Source organism: Pseudarthrobacter sp. C4D7 (assembly GCF_013359725.1).
In the GTDB taxonomy this organism is placed as follows: domain Bacteria; phylum Actinomycetota; class Actinomycetes; order Actinomycetales; family Micrococcaceae; genus Arthrobacter.
In genome coordinates, this window is record NZ_JABFMW010000002.1 from 70854 (window position 1) to 93734 (window position 22881).

The following is a 22881-nucleotide window of genomic DNA, read 5'->3' on the forward strand; positions in this document are numbered from 1 at the left end:
CGGCGTGTCCGGCGGAAGTCTCTAGAAACTGCCGGAGTCTCCGCCGCCGAAGTCGCCGCCGCCAAAATCTCCGCCGCCGCCGAAGCCGCCGGAGTCTCCACCCCAGCTGCCACCGCCGCCGTTACCGCCACCCCAGCCTCCGTGGCCGCCGTTCAGGATGGAGTTGATCAGGATGCCGCCCAGAATGGCACCGCCAAGTCCGCCGCCTCCGCCGCCGCCAAACATGCCGCCGCGGCCAAAGCCCTGGTTTGCGTAGCCGTCGAAGTGGTCCACGTCTGCCTGGGCAAGCTGGGCTGCCTGCGCCGCGAGGGCATGGGCCTGCTGCGCGTAGGTCAGTGCGGTGACGGGATCTGTCCGCGCGATGGACAGCGCGTAGTCGAGGTTCCGCTGGGACTCTGCGAGCCGGGTGCGTGCCTCGGTGCCCACACCGCCACGGCGGGCGGTGATGTAGTCGGAGGTGGCGCTGATCTGGGCCTGCGCCGACATGATGGTCTGCTGCAGGGATGCCTGTGCGCGGCGGGCCTGCTCCTGCTGGTCCCGGATGCCGGTGAGGGCCTGGTCCAGGGACTGGTGGGCGGTTTCCACGCGCTGCAGGGTGGCGATGGGATCGATCCTGCCGCCCTGGATTTCGGTCTTCACCTGTGCCAGGGCGGCCTCCACGGCGGCGACCGGGCCCGCCAGTTCCGCGTGGGCGCCGGACTGGATCATGGCTTTTGCCTGGGCCAGGTCCTGTGACGTGTCCACCACGGCGGCTTCAAGGCCGTTGCGGGCATCATCCAGGTTGGTGGCGACCTTGGAAATGGCGTCCAGGAGGACATTGGTCTGATGCAGGCTCTCTTCGGCTGCGCGGACGGCGACCGCCGCCAGGCTCGCTTCGCCGGCACCGAGCTTCTGCTGCGCGGCCTCTGAGGCATTTTGCACGAAAGCAAGACGTTCCTTGGCCTGCACAATGTTGTCTGATACCTGGGTCAGCGCGCTGTCCGCGTACTTGGACCGCATCCCCTGCAGGGACTGCTCGGCGCTGGCAATCTTGCCGTCAGCCTCGCGGGCTCCGGCGTTCACGGCTGCCAGGGCCTGGGGAGCGTTCTTCTCCAGTTCGCGCAGCGAGTCGAAGTCCGCCTTCTGTTCCTGGAGGGATTCGAGGGCGGCCTCCGAACGGCGGACGATCTCGCCCAGCCAGGTCCGCTGCTGCTCCTCCGTGTCCGGGATGTGGTCATCAAGCTGCTGCTGCAGCTTGAAGGATTCGGTCATGTGCGCCTTGGCTTCCGCCAGGGCCTTGGTGAAGTTTCCGACGGCGGAATCGCCGTACTGTGCCTGGGCGAAGCCGAGCTCCTGCTCGCTGGACTTGATGGCGTCATCGGCTTCGATCAGCAGCGACCCGCTCTTGCGCCGGAGTTCCTCCACGCTGAGCGAGGCCAGGGGGTCCAGTTCCGCGCCCTGTGGGCCATAGCTTCCGCTGGACGCAACCTTGCCTGCGGCCTTCTTCCGGCGGTTGCGGAAGTACAGGTAGGCGCCGCCGCCGGCGACCACCACACCGGCACCCACCAGCAGGCCCGCGCCGGCTCCGTCACCGGATGAGACGGTGCCGCTGCCGCCGCCGGCGGCGTCGCCCACGGCGGACGCGGTATCAATGGCGGCCTGGGCGAAGTCACGCTTGCCGCCGGCGAGGTTGGCCACCACGGCATTCTGCGTGATGTTGGAACGCTTCGAGTAGATGGCGCTGGCGGAATTGGGCGAGAAGTAGTACTTCCCCTGATCGGTGGCGATGGCAAGGATGACATCGGCCTTGCCCATGCCCTTGGTGGTTGCCACAGCCTGGCTCCACGCCGTGGGGTCCGAGGGGTTCTCGAACGACTTCACGGTGACCACGTACAGGTTGTACTTGTGGTCCCTAAGCAGCTTCTGGATGGCGTCCTGGACCTCACCCTTTCGGCTGCCCAACACGTTGGCGTTATCAACGATGTTGGTCCCGGAGGGGATGGTCACCGGGTCTTCGGCCCATGCCGCGCCGGCGGGTACCGCCAGCAGCCCGGCAAGGCCGATCACGGCGAGGATACGTTTGAACTTTGACCGCATGTGCAACCCTTCAGCACGCCTGACACCGATTCGGGACGAATCAGTCGTCGAATCCAACAGCGCCCCCACGCTTGGTGTGAAGCCGCAGGTCGCTGTGGCAATTCATCTTGATTCTATGGTGCACCCCACAGCCAGTCCATGTGATGGAATATGCCGCCAGCGAAAAGGCTCTCCGGCCTGCCCGCCGTCGGTGCGGCGTTCAGGAAGCTTTCAGCAAACATCCGAGCTTGTTCCAGCGGGACCCGTCATAGTTAACGGCAGACGAGGATGAAAGGAAGTCCCATGACTGAGAATCAAACCCCAGGACCGGTCCCGGAGGACAACCAGGGGGGCAGCCGGAACCCTTGGCAGCAGCAGGGCCCGCAGCAGCCCGGAGACCGCCCGGCAGCTACTCAGGATGGGAACAGTGGCGCCGGCGGGGGACCGGAACGCGGCTACAGCGCCGGCGACCAGCGCAGCGCATCCGGCCCGCACGGGACCGCAGCGCCGTATGGGGACCCTGCGACGCATGGAAACACAGAGCGGATTGACCGGCCGCAGATGCGGGACAACTACACCCAGGAGCTGCCGGGTGCCCCGCGTCCTGTGTACCCGCAGCGGCAGCCCTTCTACGGCCAGTCCGGGGACTTTGGCCAGCCGCAGCAGCAGGGCGGCCATCCCATGCATGGCGGTGGCCACGGTGCGCCCGCCGGGGGCCCGGGCCTGGCGCCAAACCCGAAGGACGCGCCCCGCCGGAAGGCAAGCTTTGGAGTGGGAACCCTCGTGGCAAGCATCCTCGCGGCCGGACTGGTGGGCGGCGGAGTGGCAACGGTCGGCGCCGGTGAACTGTTCGGAAACACAGGGTCCAGCACCTCAACCGTCAGCAGCAACAACCAGCCCGGCACGGTCATCGTCAACAACAAGGACGATGTCAACGCCATCACCGCAGCTGCAGTGAAGGCTTCGCCCAGCGTTGTCACCATCAGCGCCAGCAGCGGCAGCTCCGGCGGCACCGGATCCGGCATTGTCCTGGACGACCAGGGGCACATCCTGACCAACACACACGTCGTCACCCTGGACGGGCAGACAGCCAACGCCAACCTGGAAATCCGCACCAGTGATGGGAAGGTCCTGCCGGCAAAGCTGGTGGGTACCGACCCGCTGTCCGACCTCGCCGTCATCAAGGTGGACGACACGTCCGGCCTCACCCCGGCCACCCTGGGTGATTCCTCCAAGCTCAACGTGGGCGATACCGCCATCGCCATCGGTTCCCCGCTTGGCCTGACCGGAACGGTCACCGACGGCATCGTGTCCACACTCAACCGAACCATCAGCGTGGCTTCCTCCGCGGCTCCCAAGGGCGGCGACAACAGCCAGGGCGGTGACCAGGGATTCCAGTTCGCCCCTCCGGGCGGCGGCCAAAGCCAGCAGAACTCCAGCGAGGGCTCCATCGCCATCAACGTGATCCAGACTGACGCCGCCATCAACCCTGGGAACTCCGGTGGTGCACTGGTGAACAGCAAGGGCGAGATCATCGGCGTGAACGTGGCCATCGCCTCTGCCGGTTCCGGCGCTTCGACGTCCCAAAGCGGCAACATCGGCGTCGGGTTCAGCATCCCCATCAACAACGCCAAGCGGGTGGCCCAGGAGATCATCGACAGTGGCAAGGCCTCCCACGGGCAACTGGGCGTCAGCGTCAAGGCCAAGACCACGTCCGGTGCAAGCTCCGAGTTTTCGGTGGGGGCCGACGTCGCCACCGTCGAAGCCAATTCAGCGGCCGGCAAGGCCGGCATCAAGGTGGGTGACGTCATTACCAAGTTCAACGACCTCAGCATCGGCGAGCCCAACCAGCTGACGGCAGCCGTGCGCGAGCAGCCGGCCGGATCCACGGTGAAAATCACGGTCATGCGCAACGGAAGCGAGCAGACCTTCGATGTGACGCTGGGTGCGGCTGCCAGCTGACGTGCGGCAGCGGCAAAGCCGGCAGTGAACGACGGCGGCGCCCCCACCAAGGGGGCGCCTCCGTCGTTGTGTCTTCCCCGGTGGAAGAGCCTGACACAGGCGTTAACGGAAGAGGGCGCGGGAACGCGCCGATATGGTTAGCTAGGGTTACCCGCCTGCCGGGCATATCGCGGCCATGTCCCACCCGGCTGGCTGTCCACAAGCATGGAAGGCTGCTGTAGAAACAGTGGAAGAGACATTGAAGATCGTAGTCCTGGTCAAACATGTACCGGACGCCCAGTTTGACCGTCACCTCAACGGCGAGGGCAACACCGCCGACCGCGACGAAAGCATTCTGTCCGAGCTTGACGAATACGCCCTTGAAGCAGCACTGCAGCTGGCGGAGGCGCGCGGCGGAAGCAAAGCGGGGAACCAGGTCATCGCCTTGAGCATGGGACCCGCGGGAGCTGTCAACGCGGTCAAGAAGTCGCTGCAGATGGGCGCCACCGAGGGCGTGCACCTCACGGACGATGCCCTGGCCGGTTCAGACGCCGCAGCAACCTCGCTTGCCCTCGCAGCCGCCGTGCGCCACCTGGGTGGGGTTGACCTGGTCATCACCGGCATGGCATCCACCGACGGCGAAACCTCCCTTGTTCCGGCCCAGCTGGCCGAACGGCTTGGCCTGCCCCAGGTGACCTTCGCGTCAACGCTGGAAGTGGACGGCGGCCGGCTCACGGCACGCCGCGACGCCGATACGTCATCCGAAACGGTGGAGGCGCCGCTGCCCGCCGTCGTCTCCGTGACGGACCAAATCAACGAACCCCGGTATCCCAACTTCAAAGGCATCATCGCCGCGAAGCGCAAGAGCATCAGCACGCTGTCCCTTGCCGACATCGGGGTGGACCCGGCCCAGGTGGGCTTTGCAGGGTCCTGGACCACCGTGGCCAGCGCAGAACAGCGGCCACCCAGGACGGCAGGCACCATCATCACCGACGAGGGCGATGCCGGCATCAAGCTGGTTGACTTCCTGGCCGCCCAGAAGCTGCTCTAAGAGGGACACCGACATGGCAAAAGTACTTGTATTCATCGACCACCCCGGCGCCTCGCTCAAGAAGAGCAGCCTGGAACTGCTGACCCTGGCCCGTTCCCTCGGCGGGGGCGCCGTAGCGCTCAACGGCGACCTGTCCGACAGTGCCGCGGCTACGTTCGCCGAGTACGGGGTGGAGGCCGTCCTGCGCCCGGCAACGGACACCCTGGACGACTTCCTGGTGGCGCCCAAAGCCGCGTACCTGGCCGCCGCGGCTGAGAGCACCGGCGCCGGCATTGTGCTCCTGGACAACTCACCGGAAGGCAAGGAAATCGCGGCACGGCTGGGCATCCGACTGAACGCCGGCGTCATCACCGACGTCGTGGCCGTGGACCCGGACGGCACCGCACACAAGTCGGTCCTGGCCGGCTCCTACACCACCGCCTGCAGGGCCACGACACCTGTGTCCGTGCTGACCCTCAAAGCCAACAATGTCACCCCGGAACCGGCCGGCGCAGCCACCAGCCCGGAAACCGCAACGGTGGAGGTGCCGGCAGTAGCCGTCGCCGCCCGCATCACCGCCCGCGAGCAGAAGGTGGCCAGCGGCCGCCCCGACCTAACGGACGCCCGTATCGTCGTGGCTGGTGGCCGCGGCATGGACGGCGACTTTGGCCCCGTCGAGGACCTCGCTGACGCCCTGGGCGCTGCGGTGGGTGCATCGCGTGCCGCCACGGACGCCGGCTGGATCAGCCACGACGCCCAGGTGGGGCAGACCGGCAAGACGGTCTCCCCGCAGCTGTACATCTCGGCAGGCATTTCCGGTGCCATCCAGCAGAAGGCCGGCATGCAGACGTCCAAGGTGATTGTCGCCATCAACAAGGATGCCGAGTCACCGGTCTTCGAGATCGCCGACTTCGGGATCATCGGCGATGTGTTCGACGTCCTGCCGCAGGCCACCGCCGAGATCAAGAAGCGAAAAGGCTGAATTTGTTGACTGCCTCCCACGAGCAGGCACAGAGCCCGTTCAATCCGGACATTCACCGGGTTGGGCGGGTGCTCTGTTTTGCGGCCCATCCTGACGACATCGACTTCGGCGCCGCCGGCACCGTGGCTGCCTGGACGGCCGCCGGCGTGCAGGTGAGCTACTGCATCATGACCGACGGCGACGCCGGCGGCTTCGATCCTGCCCACCGGGCGGACATCATCGCCATGCGCGACGCCGAGCAGCGGCGGGCCGCGGAGCTGGTGGGCGTCACCGACATCTACTACCTCCACCAGCGGGACGGGTACCTGGAACCGTCGCACGAGGTGATGAAGGGGGTGGTGCGGCTGATCCGCGAAATCCGTCCCGACGTCGTCGTTGCCATGCACCCGGAACGGAACTGGGACCGGATCCAGAAAAGCCACCCCGACCACCTGGCCGTGGGGGAGGCGGTGACCCGGGCGGTATATCCTGCCCTCGAAAACCCCTTTGCCTACCCTGAACTGGCAGAAGCAGGCCTGGAAGCGTACAAGCTGCCGTGGCTGTGGCTCTACGCCGGCCCGGGGGAGCGGGAGAACCACTTCGTCGATGTCACCGGCCAGGTGGAGGCTAAGTTGGCCGCCATCCATGTGCACGTCAGCCAGCACCCCGACGTGGAGGCCATGGAAGCCACTGTCCGCCAGGGCATGCGGACCAACGCCGCCAGGGCAGGCCTGCCGGAGGGCCGCAGCGCGGAGGCGTTCCATGTGGTGGCAATCAACGGTCCCGGCACTATTGCCGGTTTCTGAGCCAAAAAAATGCCCCGTTCCTTCCGGTGGAAGGAACGGGGCATTTTGTGATTTAAGCCGGTGTTACGCGCCCAGCGTGGCCGCTGCCACGGTGGGCAGGGTGGGTGCCTTGGATCCGCCGGCGGGCTCGACCGTGATGCCCAGTGATGCCGCGGAGTGGATGCCCTGGACCACGGCGGGCTTGGACAGCGCCTCCTCGTCCATTAGACCCTGCGATACCGGAGCCGAGCCGTCCTTGGGGATCAGCCACATCTGGTAGACCTTGCCCGTGGGCGGAGCGGGAACTCCGCTCATCTTCACCACGGCCGCATCCTCGGACGCCGAGATCAGCAGGGTGGCCTTGCCGCCGCCTGCCACGTTCACTGACGCTTCGCGGAGGTCGCTTGCCCTGGCCACCTGGTTGACGGGATCGTTTTGGTCCGCCAGGTAGGATCCGACGCCCACGCCGCCCAGTGCGATGGCTGCAGCCGCTGCCACTCCCACCAGCCAGCGGCGGGTTCCTGAAGCTCCCCGGCGTTCCTCGCGGCGCTTCCGGGCCTGCGCCAGCTCGTCGGCTGGCTCCGGCCGGGACGGTTGTGCCATTACCGGCGCGCCACCGGCGCCCGGGCCGCGTTGTCCGGTGGACTGGGCCGGCAGTTGGGCAACAATCCGGTCGAACAGGTCCGACGGCGGTTCCTCCTCAGCGCGGAACGTGCGGACCAACGCTTCACGGGACTGCCGGACGCGCTCCTGGAAGGCGCGGCGTTCCGCTTCTGAAGCTGTTGAGATATAGCGATCGATCGCTTCGCGTTCTTGCTCCGTGACAGCATTAAGGGCGTAGAGTTCGGCAAGGTCGACGGCACGGCCGGCGGCGATGTCCATGGCCACCGTGTCACCGAAGGCACGTGACCGGTTATCGCGGCCTTCGTCCATTCCACTCATCTCAACTCACCCCCAAACAGGTTTTCAATCGGATCAGTCCATCGCGGATGCGGGACTTGATAGTGGGCACTGCTGCATTCAGCCGTTCTGCGACCTCCCGGTAGGTGAGGCCGCCGTAGTAGGCGAGGCGGACGGACTCCTGCTGCGTCTCGGTCAGCGTACCCAGGCAACGGACCACCGCCTCGGCCTCCAGGCGGCTTCCCACCTCGTCGGAGACGGTGTCGTGGTCGATCTCCTGGGTGCTGGCCCCGTACTTGGCCTCCCGGTCCGTGGAGGACTGCGACGACCGGACCTTGTCCACCGCACGCCGGTGCGAGATGGTCATCAGCCAGGACAGCGGGCTTCCCGCCGTTGGGTCAAACTTGGAAGCGTTCTGCCACACCTGAAGGAAAACTTCCTGCGTGGTGTCTTCGCTGAGCTCAGGATCAATCAGCACGCGGCGGGCCATGCCAAAAACCCGGCGGGATGTGAGCTGGTAGAACTCGGCGAATGCCGCCTGGTCCCCGCGGGCAATGCCCGCCAGAAGGGTCGAGAGGCGCTGGCTGAGATCTGCGGGTGGGTCAGTCACCGCGGCGGAGCCTTCGGAATTCGGCGCGTTGGGAGTTTCCATTACGTCCAAGCATAAGTCTCCGCGCGCCTGATTCACGGCAGTGCCGTGCCGACTGCGGATGTCCTGCCTGGAACCTGCCTCCAGTAGGGTCACCTGCCGCTCCCTTTGTCCGCTCGAATGTCTACATATGCCATTCGGTGCCGCGGGCAACCTGGATGGGGCGGCCGGTAATCTTTCGTCAGGACGCCGCCCGTACCTGTGGTGGAACGCTACTTCCTGGCGCCGGCGAAACCCTGCTGGCGCCAGGCCTCATAAACGGCGATGGACGCTGCGTTGGCCAGGTTCAGGGAGCGGAGGGCAGGCAGCATGGGCAGGCGCACAGTGGCGGTGACGTGGGGATCGGTCTTCATCTCCGGCGGCAAACCCACGGACTCGCGGCCGAACAACAGCACATCTCCCGGGCGGTAGGCAATGTCTGTGTAGCTGGTGGTGCCGTCCGAGGTGAAGGCGTAGACGCGTTCGGGCTGCAGGTGCTGCCAGGCGTCCTCGATGGTCTTATGCACGGTAACCACGGCGAGGTCATGGTAGTCGAGCCCGGCCCGGCGCAGTTTTGCGTCGGAGAAGTCGAAGCCCAGGGGTTCCACTAAATGCAGTTCGGCGCCGGTGATGGCGGCAAGGCGGATGGCGTTGCCGGTATTGCCGGGGATTTCTGGTTCATGGAAAAGGATGCGGAACACCTCCTTATCCTAGCCACCCGGCGTCAGTGCATGCCGCGCAGCAACCTGGCCAGGACCGGGACGTTGACCGTATTGGGGGCCGGGCCGGAGGCCAGGAATTCCTTCATGCCGCGCGCCAGGCCCGCTGCGTTAACGATCTGGACGGTTTCCAGCGCATCTGCCTGGCGGCGGTGGTGGTCGATCACCGGTTCATGGAGGTTGCCGTCGGGGCTGTGCACCACGGTCCACCCCGTGACGTTGAGCTCGGGAAAGATGTCCTGCATGGCCCACACCACGCGGGCAAGCTGCGGCGGGGCCACCGCGCGGCCGCCGTGGTTGAGGGTGCGGCCGTCCCAGGCGTAGGCGCCCTTGGGCAGGAGCATCGAGTTGACCAGGGCCAGGCGGTAGCCGGAGAGGACAGCATGGTCGATGTGGCTGTTGTCCGCCGGTGACTGCAGGCCGTTGACCAGGCGTGCGGCGGGGATGGCCGGCAGGACCTGCCGGGTCAGCAGCTGCACGGTGCGCATCTCCCGCTGGATGCGGGCCTCGGCACCGAAAATGCCACGCTTGCGGGGCATTCCGTGGACCTGCTGCCGGGCCTGGGCAAAGGGGATGAGCGGGACGTCGTTGCCCTCGAAGGGCGGAACGTAGACGGGCGGATCGCCGGCCGTGCTCCTGCCGTTGCCCGGCCGGCGGACGGTTGCGGATGCGCGGCTTCCGGCGGCCGGCGCATCAAAGTGGGCGCCGTCGTCGGACGCGGCGCTGCGGCCCGTGCCCGCGCCGTACGAGCGGTCGTAGGCTTTCCTGCGCTGCGGATCGATCAGGGTCTCATAGGCGGCAGTGACGCGGCGGAACGTCGCGGCGTCACCTCCGTGGTCCGGGTGGGCCATCCTGGCAGCGCGGCGGTAGGCGACCTTGATTTCCTTGTCGGTGGCGGTCACGGCCACCCGAAGGACCTGGTAATGGGAGCTGTTGCCCTCGGTCAAGCAATCTTCCTTCCCTTGGGGCGCGGCTTCCTCAGTCCCGGCGGGAAAGCGGAGCGCCCGCCCAGTCTAGCCAGCGTGGATGGTGCGCCTTCGGTGACAACGAACATCCCGGGTCTGTGGGTTCCCGGCGGAGCCTGAGTCTAGACTCGTGCCTGCGCGGTGCGAATGCCGGCTGAGGGGGATGGACGGAGTGGAGATGGAAAAGCCGACGACGGCGGAGCAGGCTGCCAGGTCGTGGCGCCGGGCAGTGTTGCTGGGGATTGGCTGCATGGTGGCCGCCCTCCTGGGCGGTTGCAGCGTTGACGTCCCGGATCCCTCTGTCACTGCAGCCCCCGCCGGCACCCCGGTGCCGGCCACTCCAACCATCACGCCCGGCCATGATGCGGCCGCAGTGGCGGCACGTGATATGCCCTTCGCGGCAGGCAGCGACCTGGCCCCAGGGGTACCCGTGGGCATCTCCGATGACCTCAAGGGTGCGCCGGGCTGGAGTGCGGTAAAAGAGAACGTGGCCGGTGCCAGCCAGTATGCCAAGGCCGACGGCTGCGTCGTTTCCGCCAGGGTCAGCACCGGTCAGGACGCGCTGGTGCGCACTGACGACCGGGAGTCCACCGTTGCCCTGTTCCAATACCTGGATGCGACCATCCAGCCTTCGTACCTGAAATCGGCAACCCTGCAGTGGGGCGGCACCCCCGAGGCTCCCGGGCGGACCGTGGAAGTGCTGGCCCTGGAACAGGCAGCACCCGGCGGACGTTCCACCGCAGTGCTGGCCAGGGTGTTCGGCGCTGCTGCTTCCTCGGCTTACGTATCCGTGTCCTGCCCGGACGCGGCAACCCTTGGCGCGGCGCGGCAGGATCTGGGCCGGTACCTGGCCCTGGTGCCGCCGGCCGCGTGAGTTCCTGCCGTTGGCAGGCGCAAAACCGCCGGCGGCTGGAGGGCTCAGCCGCCGGCGGGTCTGTGTGGCTGCAATGTCCTGCGCCCGGCAAACGCCTGCGGCGTCACGCTGTGGTCCGGCTGGTCCCCGCTGACAGCCGGTTGAGGGCCAAGGCGCCAACCAACAGCCCGAAGTCACGCAGCGCGACGTCGTAGAAGCTGCCCAGCAGGAGCAGGTTGATGATGATTCCGGCCAGCCACGCGGCCACGATCAACGAGCCGTATTTAGGACGCACCGCCACGGCCACGCCGGCGATGATTTCCACGACCCCCACGATGTACATGAAGGTCTGGGCCGGCAGCGGCACGATGGCCGTGGCCTGGGGTGCCAGGTACATGGTCCAGTGCGTGAGGATGTTGGTGAATTTGTCCAGGCCGAAGAGGATCGGTGCGACGGTGAACACGGTACGCAGCAGCAGGAACGCCTGCCGCGCCGGCGACACGGTGGCTGGTGCATGATGGGCCCGCATTGCCGATGCTGATTTCATGGTGCTCTCCTTCTAAAAGTAGGTATGTCAATTTTAGAAAGTTGTTGGTCTATAATCAAGACATCTTGACTTTGGAAATTGGAGGCGCCATGTACCGAATTCCCTGGGCAGACAGGATTGCTGCCGTTGCGTCGCTGACCGACGCCAAGAGGCTGCAGCTTTTTGAACTGGTCGCAGCCTCACCCCGCCCGCTGGGACGCGACGAGGTGGCCGAAACTGCCGGGATGGCGCGCAGCACCGTCTCCTTCCATCTGGACAGGCTGGTCCAGGACGGCCTGCTGGCCGTGGAATTCCACAAACCCGCCGGCAGGACCGGTCCGGGGTCCGGTCGTCCCGCCAAGATGTACCGGCCGGTTGGAAGTGAAGTGGGAGCGTCCGTACCGGACCGGAACTACGACCTCGCCGGGGAGCTGATGGCCGGGGCCATCGAGGCCACCGAAGCCGAAGGATTGGCGGTGGGGGAGTCATTGCGCGCCGTCGCCTTCCGGAAAGGCCGGGAACTGGCGGAAGGTTCGGCGGGCCTGGAAGAGTTCCTGGCAGAAACGGGCTATCAGCCGGAGCCCGACGGGGACGGGGGATACCTGCTGCCCAACTGCCCGTTCCACCGGCTGTCGCGGTCCCATGCGGCAGTGGTGTGCGACATGAACGGCGCCTTCCTGCGGGGGGCTGCGGTTGGCTGCGGCGGCGCCGAGGACCGGGTTGTCCCCGTTGCAGGCCACTGCTGCGCACGGATTACCGGCGGGAGCTGACCGCTCCACGCGGCGGCCACCGGGACCGGCCGCGATAGAATTAACGGATGCCCGCCTACCTCGACCACGCCGCCACCACCCCGTTGTCCGAAGCCGCGCTCACTGCCATGACGCGTGAACTGGCGAGGACCGGCAACCCTTCGTCACTGCACGGATCCGGGCGTCGGGCCCGCCGTGCCGTCGAGGACGCGCGGGAGGCGATTGCGGCCGCAGCCGGCGCCCATCCCTCGGAAGTCATCTTTACGTCCGGAGGCACCGAGGCGGACAACCTCGCCGTCAAGGGCTTGTACTGGTCCCGCGTGGCAGAAGACCCGAAGCGACGACGCATCCTTTGCTCCGCCGTCGAACATCATGCGGTGCTTGACACGGTGGAATGGCTGGAACGCCATGAAGGCGCCGACGTAGCGTGGCTCAAGGTGGACAGCGAGGGCGTTGTGGACCTCGAGGCACTCGAAGCCGAGCTGTCCCGTGATCCCGGGACCGTGGCGCTGGTGACCGTGATGTGGGCCAACAATGAGGTGGGAACCATCCAGCCCATCACGCGGATTGTCGAACTGGCCCATGCCGCCGGGGTGCCGGTGCATTCTGATGCGGTCCAGGCCTTTGGCTCAGTCCCAGTGCACTTCAAGGATTCCGGCCTGGACGCCATGTCCATTTCCGGCCACAAGATCGGCGGCCCGGTGGGTGTGGGCGCACTCCTGCTGGGGCGGGCCGTGAAACTGACACCCGTGCAGCACGGCGGCGGCCAGGAGCGCGATGTCCGCTCCGGCACGCTGGACACCGCCTCAATTTCTGCCTTTGCGGCGGCGGCGGAATCCGTTACTGCCGCTTTGCCCGCGGAAGCGGCGCGAATCGCAGCCCTGCGCGACCGGCTGATCGACGGTGTCCGCGAACGGGTCCCGGAGGCGGTTCTTCGCGGGACCACCGGCGGGCGCCGGCTGCCGGGCAATGCGCACTTCACCTTCCCGGGCTGCGAAGGGGATTCGCTGCTGTTCCTCCTTGACCTTGCCGGCATTGAATCGTCCACCGGTTCGGCCTGCACTGCAGGTGTGCCCCGCCCCTCCCACGTCCTACTGGCCATGGGCCTGGATGAAGAGACCGCGCGCGGGGCCCAGCGGTTCAGCCTGGGACACGCCTCCACGGAGGCCGACGTCGATGCCCTTCTTTCGGCGCTGCCCGAAGCGTATGTGCGGGCCCGCCAGGCCGGCATGGCAGGACATGAATCCTCGATCCAGACCGCCGGCACGGAAGCGCGGAAGGCCCTCCGCGGTATGTAAAGAACCGTGGCAGCGCACGCTGCCGCCAGCTGATTTGCATGCCGCCGTAGAATGGATAGGCGAAGATCGTTTCCGCCGCCGCTGCGTTCACCGCGGCCCCGGCGCGCACACATCCCCCAACAGAAAGCCAGCATGCGAGTACTAGCAGCCATGAGCGGCGGAGTTGACTCCGCTGTTGCCGCCGCCCGCGCGGTGGAGGCAGGTCACGACGTCGTCGGCGTCCACCTGGCCTTGTCGCGCATGCCCGGCACCCTGCGCACGGGCAGCCGCGGCTGCTGCACCATCGAGGACTCCCGGGATGCGTGGCGGGCCTGCGATGTGCTGGGCATTCCCTACTACGTGTGGGACTTTTCCGAACGCTTCAAGGAAGACGTCGTCCAGGACTTCATTGACGAATATGCCGCCGGCCGGACGCCCAACCCCTGCATGCGCTGCAACGAGCGGATCAAGTTCGCAGCGCTGCTGGAGAAGGCGATAGCCCTCGGGTTCGACGCCGTCTGTACGGGCCACTACGCCAAGGTCATCGAGGATGCTGACGGCAACCGGGAGCTGCACCGCGCGGCAGACTGGGCCAAGGACCAGAGCTACGTCCTGGGCGTGCTCACCCACGAACAACTCAAGCATTCGATGTTCCCGCTTGCCGACACCCCGTCCAAGGCGGAGGTCCGGGCCGAGGCGGCGCGGCGCGGCCTTTCCGTTGCCAACAAGCCGGACAGCCACGACATCTGCTTCATTCCCGACGGCGACACTGCCGGCTGGCTGGCCGAGAAGATCGACATGACCCAGGGCGACATCGTGGATGAAACCGGTGCGAAGGTGGGGGAGCACCCGGGGGCCAATGCCTTCACCGTTGGCCAGCGGCGCGGCCTCAAGCTCGGAACCCCGGCCGCTGACGGAAAGCCCCGCTTCGTCCTGGAAATCCGGCCCAAGGAAAACAAAGTGGTGGTGGGCCCCGAAGCCTTGCTGGCCATCGACGAGATCCGCGGCATCAAAGTCTCCTGGGCAGGCCTGCCCATCGCCGAGGTGGAAACGGGCGCCGCGTTCGACTGCTATGCACAGGTCCGGGCACACGGGGACCCGGTCCCGGCTACGGCCCGGATGGAACCTGGCGCGGACGGTGCGGCCGGCAACCAGGTGGTGGTCCGGTTGGTGACCCCGCTGCGCGGTGTGGCCCCGGGACAGACAGTGGTTCTCTACCAGGGCAGCCGGGTGCTGGGCCAGGCCACGATCGACGCCGCCCGCTCGCTCCAGCGCGCCGCACTGTAAAAAATTGCGGGCTTCAGCGCCGCCACGGTTCCGCCGTGGCGGCGCTTTTTCGTGCCCGTTGATCCTCTTCGCCGGTTCTGCCGGGCCTGCCGGGTAACTTTTAAGAAAATTTTGTGGTGGAACTCACAGAAACGGCCGTCCCGAGGGCTGACTCTCTGATTCAATCGAGTGATCAGCACTGCACGCCGGCGCCTGCAGCTATCAACCTGTGGTTCCGGCGTGCGCGTACTCATCGGAAAGAAGTCCACAGATGATCAAGAGCACAACGGCCCTGCACCGCGCCATCGCGCTGGCAGGCATCTCCGCCCTCGCCCTGACAGCCTGCACAGGGCCCTCGGGCGGCGGCGGGGGAACGTCCACCGGGAATGCCGGTGGCGGTGCCATAACGTTCGGAACGACGGACAAAGTCGTCACCCTCGACCCCGCCGGCTCCTACGACGCGGGTTCCTTCCTGGTAATGAACCAGATCTACCCCTTCCTGATGAACTCCAAGCCCGGTTCGGCCGAGGTCAGCCCGGACATCGCGGAGTCGGCTTCCTTCACCGCCCCCACCGAGTTCACCGTGAAGCTCAAGCCCAACCTCAAGTTCGCCAACGGCCACGCCCTGACCGCCTCGGACGTGAAGTTCTCCTACGACCGCGTGGTGAAGATCGATGATCCCAACGGCCCGGCATCCCTGCTGTCCAACCTGAAATCGGTCGAGGCCAAGGATGACACCACCGTGGTCTTCACGCTCAAGGAAGCCAACGACCAGGTGTTCCCCAGTGTCCTGGGCACCAACACGGGTCCCATTGTGGACGAGGAAGTCTTCCCCGCGGACAAGGTGATGAGCGATGAGGAGATCGTCGCCGGCAAGCCCTTCGCAGGCCCCTACACCATCGATTCCTACAAGAAGAACGAACTCGTCAGCCTCAAGGCCAACGCAGACTACAACGGGCTGCTGGGCAAGCCGGCCAATGACAGCGCCGTCATCAAGTACTACGCCGACTCCAACAACCTCAAACTGGATGTCCAGGGCGGCAACATCGACGTTGCCGGCAGAAGCCTGACCGCAACCGACGCGGCCGACCTGGACAAGGACTCCAAGGTCAAGGTCTACAAGGGGCCGGGTGGCGAGTTGCGCTACATCGTCTTCAACTTTGACACCATGCCTTTCGGCGCCAAGACCCCGGACGCCGACCCCGCCAAGGCGCTCGCTGTCCGTCAGGCCATGGCCGACATCGTGGACCGCCAGGCCATCTCGGACCAGGTCTACAAGGGCACGTACGTCCCCGCCTACTCCGTGGTTCCCGACGGCCTGCCCGGTGCCACCCAGCCCATGAAGGAGCTGTACGGCGACGGCAACGGAAAGCCGAGCCTGGACAAGGCCAAGAAGACCCTGGCGGACGCCGGCGTCACCGGTCCGGTCAACGTGAAGCTTCAGTACAACCCCGACCACTACGGCAAGTCCTCCGGTGACGAGTACGCCATGATCAAGGAACAGCTGGAAAAGTCGGGCCTGTTCACCGTGGACCTGCAGTCCACCGAATGGGTGACCTACTCCAAGGCCCGGACCGCCGATGCCTACCCCGTCTACCAGCTTGGCTGGTTCCCGGACTACTCGGACGCGGACAACTACCTCACGCCGTTCTTCATCCCCGGTAACTTCCTGAAGAACCACTACGAGAACCCCACCGTCACTGACCTCGTGCAGAAGCAGCTCACCACGCCGGACAAGACCGAGCGCCAGAAGCTGATCGGCGATGTCCAGACGGCCGTTGCCAAGGACCTGTCCACGCTGCCGCTCCTCCAGGGCTCGCAGCTGCTGGTGGCCGGAAAGGACGTCAAGGGCGTCGAGAAAACCCTTGACCCGTCCTTCAAGACCCGCCTTGGCGTCCTGTCCAAGTAAGCACTCCACCCCCATCGGGCTCTGACGGGCCAGAGGCGGGACGCCGCAACGGTGTCCCGCCTTTTGCCGGTCATCAGCCAGCAACGAGGGGACTGCTGGCTCCCGGTCACCACGAATCCAGGTACCGATGACATCTTTGATAGACGCGCCACCAAGTGACGCCGACGCACTCCTCCCGCCCAAGAAAAAGCAGGCAGGCGGCGGGCTGGGCCAGTACATCCTGGTCCGCTTCCTGCTGATTTTCCCCACCATCCTCATCCTCGTCACCATGGTGTTCTTCCTGATGCGGATCACCGGTGATCCCATCACCGCCGCCATGGGCGGCCGGCTGCCCCCGGAACAGCTGCAGGAAAGGATCCACGCCGCCGGATACGACCGGCCACTGCTTGTGCAGTACTTTGAATACCTGGGCCAGCTGGTCACAGGGAACTTCGGCACCACCCTCTCGGACAACCGCAAGGTCACCGAGATGCTCACAACCTACGGGGCCGCCACGCTGGAACTCTCCATCAACGCCATCATCGTGGCGCTGCTGGTCGGCATCCCGCTGGGCATGGTCGCCGCCCACCGCCGTGACCACCTGCCGGATGCCGTCCTCCGGATCCTGGCCATCCTGTTCTACGCCACCCCTGTTTTCTTTGCCGGCATGCTGCTCAAATTGGTGTTCTCCGTCTGGCTGGGCTGGCTTCCGGTCGCCGGCCGCGCAGGGACCAGGACCGAACTGTCCCTCACGGCGCTGGAGGCACCCACCGGCATCTACTGGCTGGATGCCCTGCGCAGCGGCAACATGGCCGCCTTCAGTGACGTCATGTCCCACGCCGTCCTTCCCGCGCTGGCGCTCGGACTCCTGACCGCGGGAGTCTTCCTCCGCCTGGTCCGGACCAACGTCATCGGCACCCTCGGCAAGGACTACGTTGAGGCAGGCCGTTCCCGCGGCGTCAGCGAGTTCCGACTGGTCACCAAACACGCCTACAAACCCGCGCTGATCCCGATCATCACGGTGATGGGCCTGCAGATCGCTGTCCTGCTGGGAGGTGCCGTGCTCACTGAGACCACGTTTGAGTGGAAAGGCCTCGGGTTCCAGCTGGCCAATTACCTCACGGCCCGCGACTTCGTCGCCGTGCAGGGCATCGTTGTGCTGCTGGCCGTGATCGTCGCCGTCACCAACTTCATCGTGGACATCATCGCCGCGCTGATCGACCCCCGCGTGAGGTACTGAAATGTCTGCCAATACAACTCTCGAACCCGCGGCCAACCCGCGGGCTTCCCTGTTCCGCCGGCTGCCGGTCGTTTCGCATTTCAACAAAAGCGTCGGACTGCAGCGCTTCATGCTGGTGGTGGGGCTCGTCCTCACCGGCATCTTCCTGCTCACCGCGCTGGCCGCACCGCTGCTGGCACCCTACGGCTTCGCGCAGCTTTCGGATGCCGACGGCAGCTTCCCCACCCAGCAGGCTCCCGGCGGGAAACACCTCCTGGGCACCACCGTCGGCGGTTACGATGTCCTCTCCCGCGTGATCTGGGGTACCCAGACGGCACTCCTGGTCATCATCGTGGCTGTGGTCCTCTCCATCTTCGCCGGCGTCATCCTCGGCCTGGTGAGCGGCTACATCGGAGGATGGCTGGACCGCATCCTGGTCGTCGTGGCTGACGCCATCTATGCCTTCCCGTCGCTTCTGGTGGCAATCGTCATGGCAATCGTCATCAGCGGCGGCCAGTCCAGCCTCTTCGGCGGGATCCTGGCCGCGGCCATTTCCATCACGGTAGTGTTCATCCCGCAGTACTTCAGGGTGATCCGGGCCGAGACCATCCGGCTGAAGGCGGAGCCCTTCGTTGAATCCGCCAAGGTGGTGGGCGCGTCAAACATCCGCATCATGACCCGCCACATCTACCGAAACGCCACCCGCACCCTGCCGCTGATCTTCACGCTCAACGCCTCTGAATCCATTCTGACGCTGGCAGGGCTGGGCTTCCTGGGCTTCGGCATCGAGCCGAGCTCAGCTGCCGAGTGGGGATTCGACCTGAACAAGGCGCTCGCCGACACCACCTCGGGCATTTGGTGGACGGGACTGTTCCCGGGCCTCGCCATTGTGTGGACAGTCCTTGGCCTGACGCTGGTGGGCGAAAGCATCAACGACCTCAACGATCCGCGCCTCCGCGGCCGCAAGCGCAGCGGCCGCAAGGCAGCCGCCGGCGCGCCGGCCACTCCTGCTGCGCCTGCCGCAGCGACGGGGTCCGGAGCAGAAACAGAATCGAGCAACCCATGAGCGAAAATCCCGGCTCCGAAAATACGCGGTCATTGTCCAGTGCCCAGGACCGGAAAACAGTATTGGATATCGACCACCTGAAGGTCACCTTCGCCACGGACGGTGGCGACGTGTACGCCGTCAAGGACGTCAGCCTGGACGTCAAGGCGGGAGAGGTGCTGGCCATCGTGGGGGAGTCCGGCTCCGGCAAGACGGTCACCGCAAAGACCATCCTGGGCCTGCTTCCGGAAACGGCCGTAAGCTCTGGCGCGGTGCTGATTAACGGCGCAAACGTCATCAGCCTCAGCCCCGGCCGGTTGCGCCAAATCCGCGGCCGGGACGTGGCCATGGTGTTTCAGGAGCCCTCCACCGCCCTGAACCCCGTGTTCACGGTGGGATGGCAGATCGCCGAAGGCATCCGCGCCCACGCCCACGCCAACGCCAACGGCGGGGGACGGGTATCCGCGAAGGAAGCCAAAGCCCGTGCCATCGAGGCCCTGGGCAAGGTTGGCATCCCGGACCCTGAGCACCGGGTCAACTACTACCCGCACCAGTTTTCCGGCGGCCAGAAGCAGCGCGTGGTCATTGCGGCCGCCCTGGCGCTGAATCCGGGCCTGATTGTTGCCGACGAACCCACCACCGCGCTGGATGTCACCGTGCAGGCGGAAATCCTGGAACTCCTCCGGGACCTCAGGGACAAATACGGCACCTCGATTGTGCTGATCACTCACAACATGGGTGTCGTGGCCGATCTGGCGGACCGGGTGGTGGTGATGTACCAGGGCGACGTCGTCGAGGAAGCCCCGGCGAAGACCCTCTTCGCCGAACCCAGGCAGGATTACACCCGCAACCTCCTTGCCGCGGTGCCGCACCTGGGCCGCAATTCGGCGTCGGAAGGCCTCAGCCGGCGCAGCCACCAGGATGAGGAAGTGCTGGTAGCCGCCGACAACCTGGTGATTGAGTACCCGGGGCGGCTGGGGACGCCGGCTTTCAAAGCCGTGGAGGGTGTCAGCTTCACCCTGTCCAAGGGTGAGGTCTTTGGCCTGGTGGGGGAGTCAGGGTCCGGCAAGACAACCATTGGCCGTGCCATCGCAGGTCTGAACCGAACGACCGGCGGCAGCCTCAAGGTCCTGGGCTACGAGATGCTGAACCTCCGCGAACGCACGTTCAAGCCGCTGCGGAAGGACATCGGCTTCGTGTTCCAGGATCCCGCCGCCTCCTTCAACCCGCAGCTGACCATCGGCGAGTGCATCGCCGAGCCCATGCTCATCCACACCCGGCCCAGCGACGCCCAGGCACGCAAGCGCGTGGGGGAGTTGCTGGAGTCGGTCCAGCTGCCGGCGTCGTATGCGGGCCGGTACCCGCACGAACTGTCCGGCGGCCAGCGGCAGCGGGCATCACTCGCACGTGCTCTCAGCCTGAACCCCCGGCTGCTGATAGCGGATGAGCCGACGTCGGCCCTGGACGTTTCGGTGCAGGCAAAAGTCCTGGAGTTGTTCCGGGACATCCAGGAAGAGTTCGGATTCGGCTGCCTGTTCATCAGCCACGATCTTGCCGTAGTGGACATCCTGTCCACCTGGGTGGGCGTGCTGTACAAAGGCAAGCTGGTGGAGCAGGGAATCGGCAGCCAGGTCATGGGCAACCCGCAGCATGACTACACTCGGCGGCTGATCGCCTCCCTGCCGGTGCCGGACCCGGCCGAACAGGCCAAACGCCGAGAGGAGCACCGGGCACTCCTGGGCATCTGACCCTGCAGGATTGCTCCCTGTGAAGCGCCGGTGGCCGCAGCTGACCGCCACCGGCGCTTCACACCCGCAGTGACGCATCCGGCTCCCATAGACTGGAGCCATGACGCAGCACAACCCCAATTCTCCTGGTTCCGATGATTTTGATCCCTCCGCCAGCTCCCTCGCGGGCCATGTGGATGAATCGGTGATGGCTGAGCTGCTGTCCATCCGTTCCAGCATCGACAACATCGACGCCACCCTGGTGTACCTGTTGGCTGAGCGCTTCAAGGCCACACAAAAGGTGGGTTTCCTGAAGGCCACCCACCGCCTTCCCGCCGGCGACCCCGGACGGGAAGCCGCGCAAATCGCCCGGCTGCGCCGCCTGGCCGAGGACGCCCACCTCGACCCCGCGTTCGCGGAGAAGTTCCTCAACTTCATCATCGGTGAAGTGATCCGCCACCACGAAGCCATCGCCGAGGACCACCAGGCCGCATCCGGCCAGCAGCACACCTCCGCGCTGGCGTGAGCCGGGAACAGCACGAACAGGGCCGCGCCACCCTTCCGTCCCAGGGTAAGTCCCAGACAGCAGCGGCCCGCCAAGTGACGGCCACCGGGCTTGGCCCATGGCCCGGCGATGATCCGCTTGAGGCCACCCGGATGATACGCGGCGAGCTGGGCAGCCCGCACCTTCCCTTCCTGGCTGAACTGCCGGACCGGGGCGTAGGCTCCGATGCCCTGGGCCGAACAGCCGCCCTCCTCGAAGAACTCGCCGTGGACGTCCAGCCGCACGGCTGGCGGCTGGTGGACCGCCCGGGCAAGGACATGCGGCGGGCATCCTCCGCCCTGTCCACCGACCTGAACGTCCTGGCAGATGTTGCCGGAGCCGAAGACATATCAGCAGCTGAATTCAAGGTTCAGCTGGTTGGCCCGATGAGCCTGGCCGCCGGCCTGCACCTGCACAACGGTGAGCGGGCGCTGCTGGATTACGGCGCCCGCCGTGACCTGGCTGCCTCCTTGGCCGCGGGAGTCGGCGGCTATCTCACCCGGGTGGCTGCCGCCGTTCCCGGCGCCCGGCTGGTGGTCCAGGTGGACGAACCCGCCATCGCGGCTGTGCTGGCCGGAACCATTCCCACCGCCAGCGGCTACCGCACCCTCCGGGCAGTAGCAGCGTCGGAGGTGCGTGAGTCATGGCGCCTGGTCCAGGAGGCCCTGCGCGCGGCCGGCGCAGCTGAGGTGGTGGTGTCATTCCCCGAGATCGAGGCCCCGATCGACCTCGCCCTTGCGGCAGGAGCCGACGGCGTCGCGTTGCCCCTGAAAGCGTTGACCAACCGCCAATGGGAGCAGGTGGCTGGTGCCGTAGAGGCGGGAAAACAGTTCTGGGCCGGCGTCCTGGACGTGGCCGCCGGAGGACCGCCGCCCAAAGTCGGTCCCAGCGTGGAGTCCGTGTGGCGTCCCTGGCGCCAGCTGGGCCTGCCGCCGTCGCTGCTTGGTGCCATCCGGGTGACGCCGTCCGCGGGGCTGGCAAGCCACACACCCGCCCAGGCCACGGACGTGCTGCATCGGCTCACGCAGGTGGCCGACGGCCTGAACCAGCAGGCGCTGGGTTAGCTACACCCTGTTCTCCCAGCGGTCCGGCTGGGCGTAACGGGGCAGGTAGCTCTGGGCGGAACTGCCGCCGGTGTAGGGGCGCAGGCGGTAGTCGAAGGCCCCGGCGTAGACCAGGACCAGGCCGATCTGCGGTTGGATGACTTTCACCTGGATGCGGTGGCGGCCATTGCTGCCTTCGGCCGGATCCCACCACTGCTCGGCGTAGGCTTTGGCGTCCAACCCCGCCGGAAGCGGCACCCGGAGGGGACCCACGAATAGCCGCGACACCTCAGAAACGCCACGCAGCCTTCCCTCGGCCGTGACACTCAGGTTCAGGTCCGTTACCAGGCGCCGGTAGCGTCCCACGTAGTCCACCAGCTGGGTGTTTTCCTCCGCGCCGGTGGCGCTGGTGGTGTCCTGAAACAGCCGGGTACGGCCGGGGAAGCGGATTTCACGGCGGGCGGTGAGGCTGGAACGGCCAAAAGGATCCTGGTGGGCGTGGTTCTCGATCCGGAACGGGATGTTCTCTCCGTACTCAGGGAAGAAGGCCTCTTCACCCGCCGTGAGCCGGAGCAAGGGGCGCAGCCAGCGCTGCCGGCACCCCACGACGTCGAACGTTCCTTCCCCCACGCCGTACTGCCCGGATCCTGGCGCAAGCGAGAAATACTCCTGGAGCTCGGGCTGGAGCCGTGAAAACTCCGCTCCCAGGGCCTGCCGGTAGATGGGGACGCTCATGTCGTGGACCTCCTGTTGCGTGCGG

The 22881-nt window shown here is 66.3% G+C and carries 21 protein-coding genes; 14 read left to right on the top strand and 7 right to left on the bottom strand.

The annotated features are described in order from the left end of the window. Nucleotides 1-21: 21 nt before the first annotated feature. The gene (locus tag HNO81_RS02200) at nt 22-2076 is read right to left on the bottom strand and encodes a TPM domain-containing protein (protein ID WP_175316511.1); all 2055 of its coding nucleotides are present in this window, start codon (nt 2074-2076) and stop codon (nt 22-24) included. 282 nt (nt 2077-2358) lie between these two features. Here HNO81_RS02200 and HNO81_RS02205 point away from each other — a divergent pair, with 282 nt between their 5' ends. The 4 genes from HNO81_RS02205 (at nt 2359) to HNO81_RS02220 (ending at nt 6793) form a co-directional block, all read left to right on the top strand. Next, nucleotides 2359-4017: a S1C family serine protease gene (locus HNO81_RS02205; RefSeq protein ID WP_175316512.1), complete on the top strand. Its 1659-nt coding sequence runs from the start codon at nt 2359-2361 to the stop codon at nt 4015-4017. A gap of 238 nt (nt 4018-4255) precedes the next feature. Next, a complete protein-coding gene (locus tag HNO81_RS02210) occupies nt 4256-5047 on the top strand; it encodes an electron transfer flavoprotein subunit beta/FixA family protein (protein ID WP_217509010.1) in 792 nt (263 codons plus the stop codon). 13 nt (nt 5048-5060) lie between these two features. Continuing rightward, on the top strand, nt 5061-6008 hold the full coding sequence (locus HNO81_RS02215) for an electron transfer flavoprotein subunit alpha/FixB family protein (RefSeq protein ID WP_175316514.1): 948 nt from the start codon (nt 5061-5063) through the stop codon (nt 6006-6008). Nucleotides 6009-6013: 5 nt separating this feature from the next. After that, nucleotides 6014-6793, top strand: a complete 780-nt coding sequence (locus HNO81_RS02220) for a PIG-L deacetylase family protein (protein WP_175316515.1) — start codon at nt 6014-6016, stop codon at nt 6791-6793. A 63-nt stretch (nt 6794-6856) separates the two neighbouring features. Here the strand turns inward: HNO81_RS02220 and HNO81_RS02225 are convergent, their stop codons facing one another. From HNO81_RS02225 to HNO81_RS02240, 4 genes are all read right to left on the bottom strand, one after another. Next, the gene (locus tag HNO81_RS02225) at nt 6857-7705 is read right to left on the bottom strand and encodes an anti-sigma factor domain-containing protein (RefSeq protein ID WP_175316738.1); all 849 of its coding nucleotides are present in this window, start codon (nt 7703-7705) and stop codon (nt 6857-6859) included. A gap of 10 nt (nt 7706-7715) precedes the next feature. Further along, nucleotides 7716-8324 carry a sigma-70 family RNA polymerase sigma factor gene (locus HNO81_RS02230; protein WP_175316516.1) on the bottom strand — a complete coding sequence of 203 codons (609 nt, stop codon included), beginning with the start codon at nt 8322-8324 and terminating at the stop codon, nt 7716-7718. 209 nt (nt 8325-8533) lie between these two features. After that, a complete protein-coding gene (locus HNO81_RS02235) occupies nt 8534-9001 on the bottom strand; it encodes a tRNA (cytidine(34)-2'-O)-methyltransferase (protein ID WP_175316517.1) in 468 nt (155 codons plus the stop codon). Nucleotides 9002-9024: 23 nt separating this feature from the next. Beyond that, nucleotides 9025-9966, bottom strand: coding sequence for a J domain-containing protein (locus HNO81_RS02240; protein WP_175316518.1), 942 nt, complete (start codon nt 9964-9966; stop codon nt 9025-9027). A 196-nt stretch (nt 9967-10162) separates the two neighbouring features. On the opposite strand from HNO81_RS02240, the gene HNO81_RS02245 reads away from it, so the two are divergent. Beyond that, the gene (locus HNO81_RS02245; RefSeq protein WP_175316519.1) at nt 10163-10858 is read left to right on the top strand and encodes a hypothetical protein; all 696 of its coding nucleotides are present in this window, start codon (nt 10163-10165) and stop codon (nt 10856-10858) included. Nucleotides 10859-10961: 103 nt separating this feature from the next. Here the strand turns inward: HNO81_RS02245 and HNO81_RS02250 are convergent, their stop codons facing one another. After that, nucleotides 10962-11384: a hypothetical protein gene (locus HNO81_RS02250; RefSeq protein ID WP_175316520.1), complete on the bottom strand. Its 423-nt coding sequence runs from the start codon at nt 11382-11384 to the stop codon at nt 10962-10964. An 89-nt stretch (nt 11385-11473) separates the two neighbouring features. Here HNO81_RS02250 and HNO81_RS02255 point away from each other — a divergent pair, with 89 nt between their 5' ends. The 9 genes from HNO81_RS02255 to HNO81_RS02295 all read left to right on the top strand — a co-directional run bounded on the left by HNO81_RS02255 (nt 11474) and on the right by HNO81_RS02295 (nt 22142). After that, nucleotides 11474-12133, top strand: coding sequence for a metalloregulator ArsR/SmtB family transcription factor (locus HNO81_RS02255; protein ID WP_175316521.1), 660 nt, complete (start codon nt 11474-11476; stop codon nt 12131-12133). 47 nt (nt 12134-12180) lie between these two features. Continuing rightward, the gene (locus HNO81_RS02260; RefSeq protein WP_175316522.1) at nt 12181-13410 is read left to right on the top strand and encodes a cysteine desulfurase family protein; all 1230 of its coding nucleotides are present in this window, start codon (nt 12181-12183) and stop codon (nt 13408-13410) included. Between the two features lie 132 nt (nt 13411-13542). After that, the gene (mnmA, locus tag HNO81_RS02265) at nt 13543-14676 is read left to right on the top strand and encodes a tRNA 2-thiouridine(34) synthase MnmA (RefSeq protein WP_175316523.1); all 1134 of its coding nucleotides are present in this window, start codon (nt 13543-13545) and stop codon (nt 14674-14676) included. Between the two features lie 250 nt (nt 14677-14926). Continuing rightward, nucleotides 14927-16564, top strand: coding sequence for an ABC transporter substrate-binding protein (locus HNO81_RS02270; RefSeq protein ID WP_175316524.1), 1638 nt, complete (start codon nt 14927-14929; stop codon nt 16562-16564). A gap of 127 nt (nt 16565-16691) precedes the next feature. Continuing rightward, complete coding sequence (locus tag HNO81_RS02275) at nt 16692-17783, top strand: ABC transporter permease (RefSeq protein ID WP_175316525.1); 1092 nt, start codon at nt 16692-16694, stop codon at nt 17781-17783. Nucleotide 17784: 1 nt separating this feature from the next. Beyond that, a complete protein-coding gene (locus HNO81_RS02280; protein ID WP_175316526.1) occupies nt 17785-18828 on the top strand; it encodes an ABC transporter permease in 1044 nt (347 codons plus the stop codon). After that, nucleotides 18825-20555 (top strand): ABC transporter ATP-binding protein, encoded by a 1731-nt coding sequence (locus HNO81_RS20320; RefSeq protein WP_254703266.1) that lies wholly within the window; start codon nt 18825-18827, stop codon nt 20553-20555. The genes HNO81_RS02280 and HNO81_RS20320 overlap by 4 nt, the downstream gene beginning before the upstream one ends. Nucleotides 20556-20655: 100 nt before the next feature. Next, nucleotides 20656-21060, top strand: a complete 405-nt coding sequence (locus tag HNO81_RS02290) for a chorismate mutase (RefSeq protein WP_175316527.1) — start codon at nt 20656-20658, stop codon at nt 21058-21060. A gap of 131 nt (nt 21061-21191) precedes the next feature. Further along, nucleotides 21192-22142 (top strand): hypothetical protein, encoded by a 951-nt coding sequence (locus tag HNO81_RS02295; protein WP_217509036.1) that lies wholly within the window; start codon nt 21192-21194, stop codon nt 22140-22142. Here the strand turns inward: HNO81_RS02295 and HNO81_RS02300 are convergent, their stop codons facing one another. Then, complete coding sequence (locus HNO81_RS02300) at nt 22143-22856, bottom strand: DUF4166 domain-containing protein (protein WP_175316528.1); 714 nt, start codon at nt 22854-22856, stop codon at nt 22143-22145. It lies immediately after the preceding gene. Nucleotides 22857-22881: the final 25 nt, after the last annotated feature.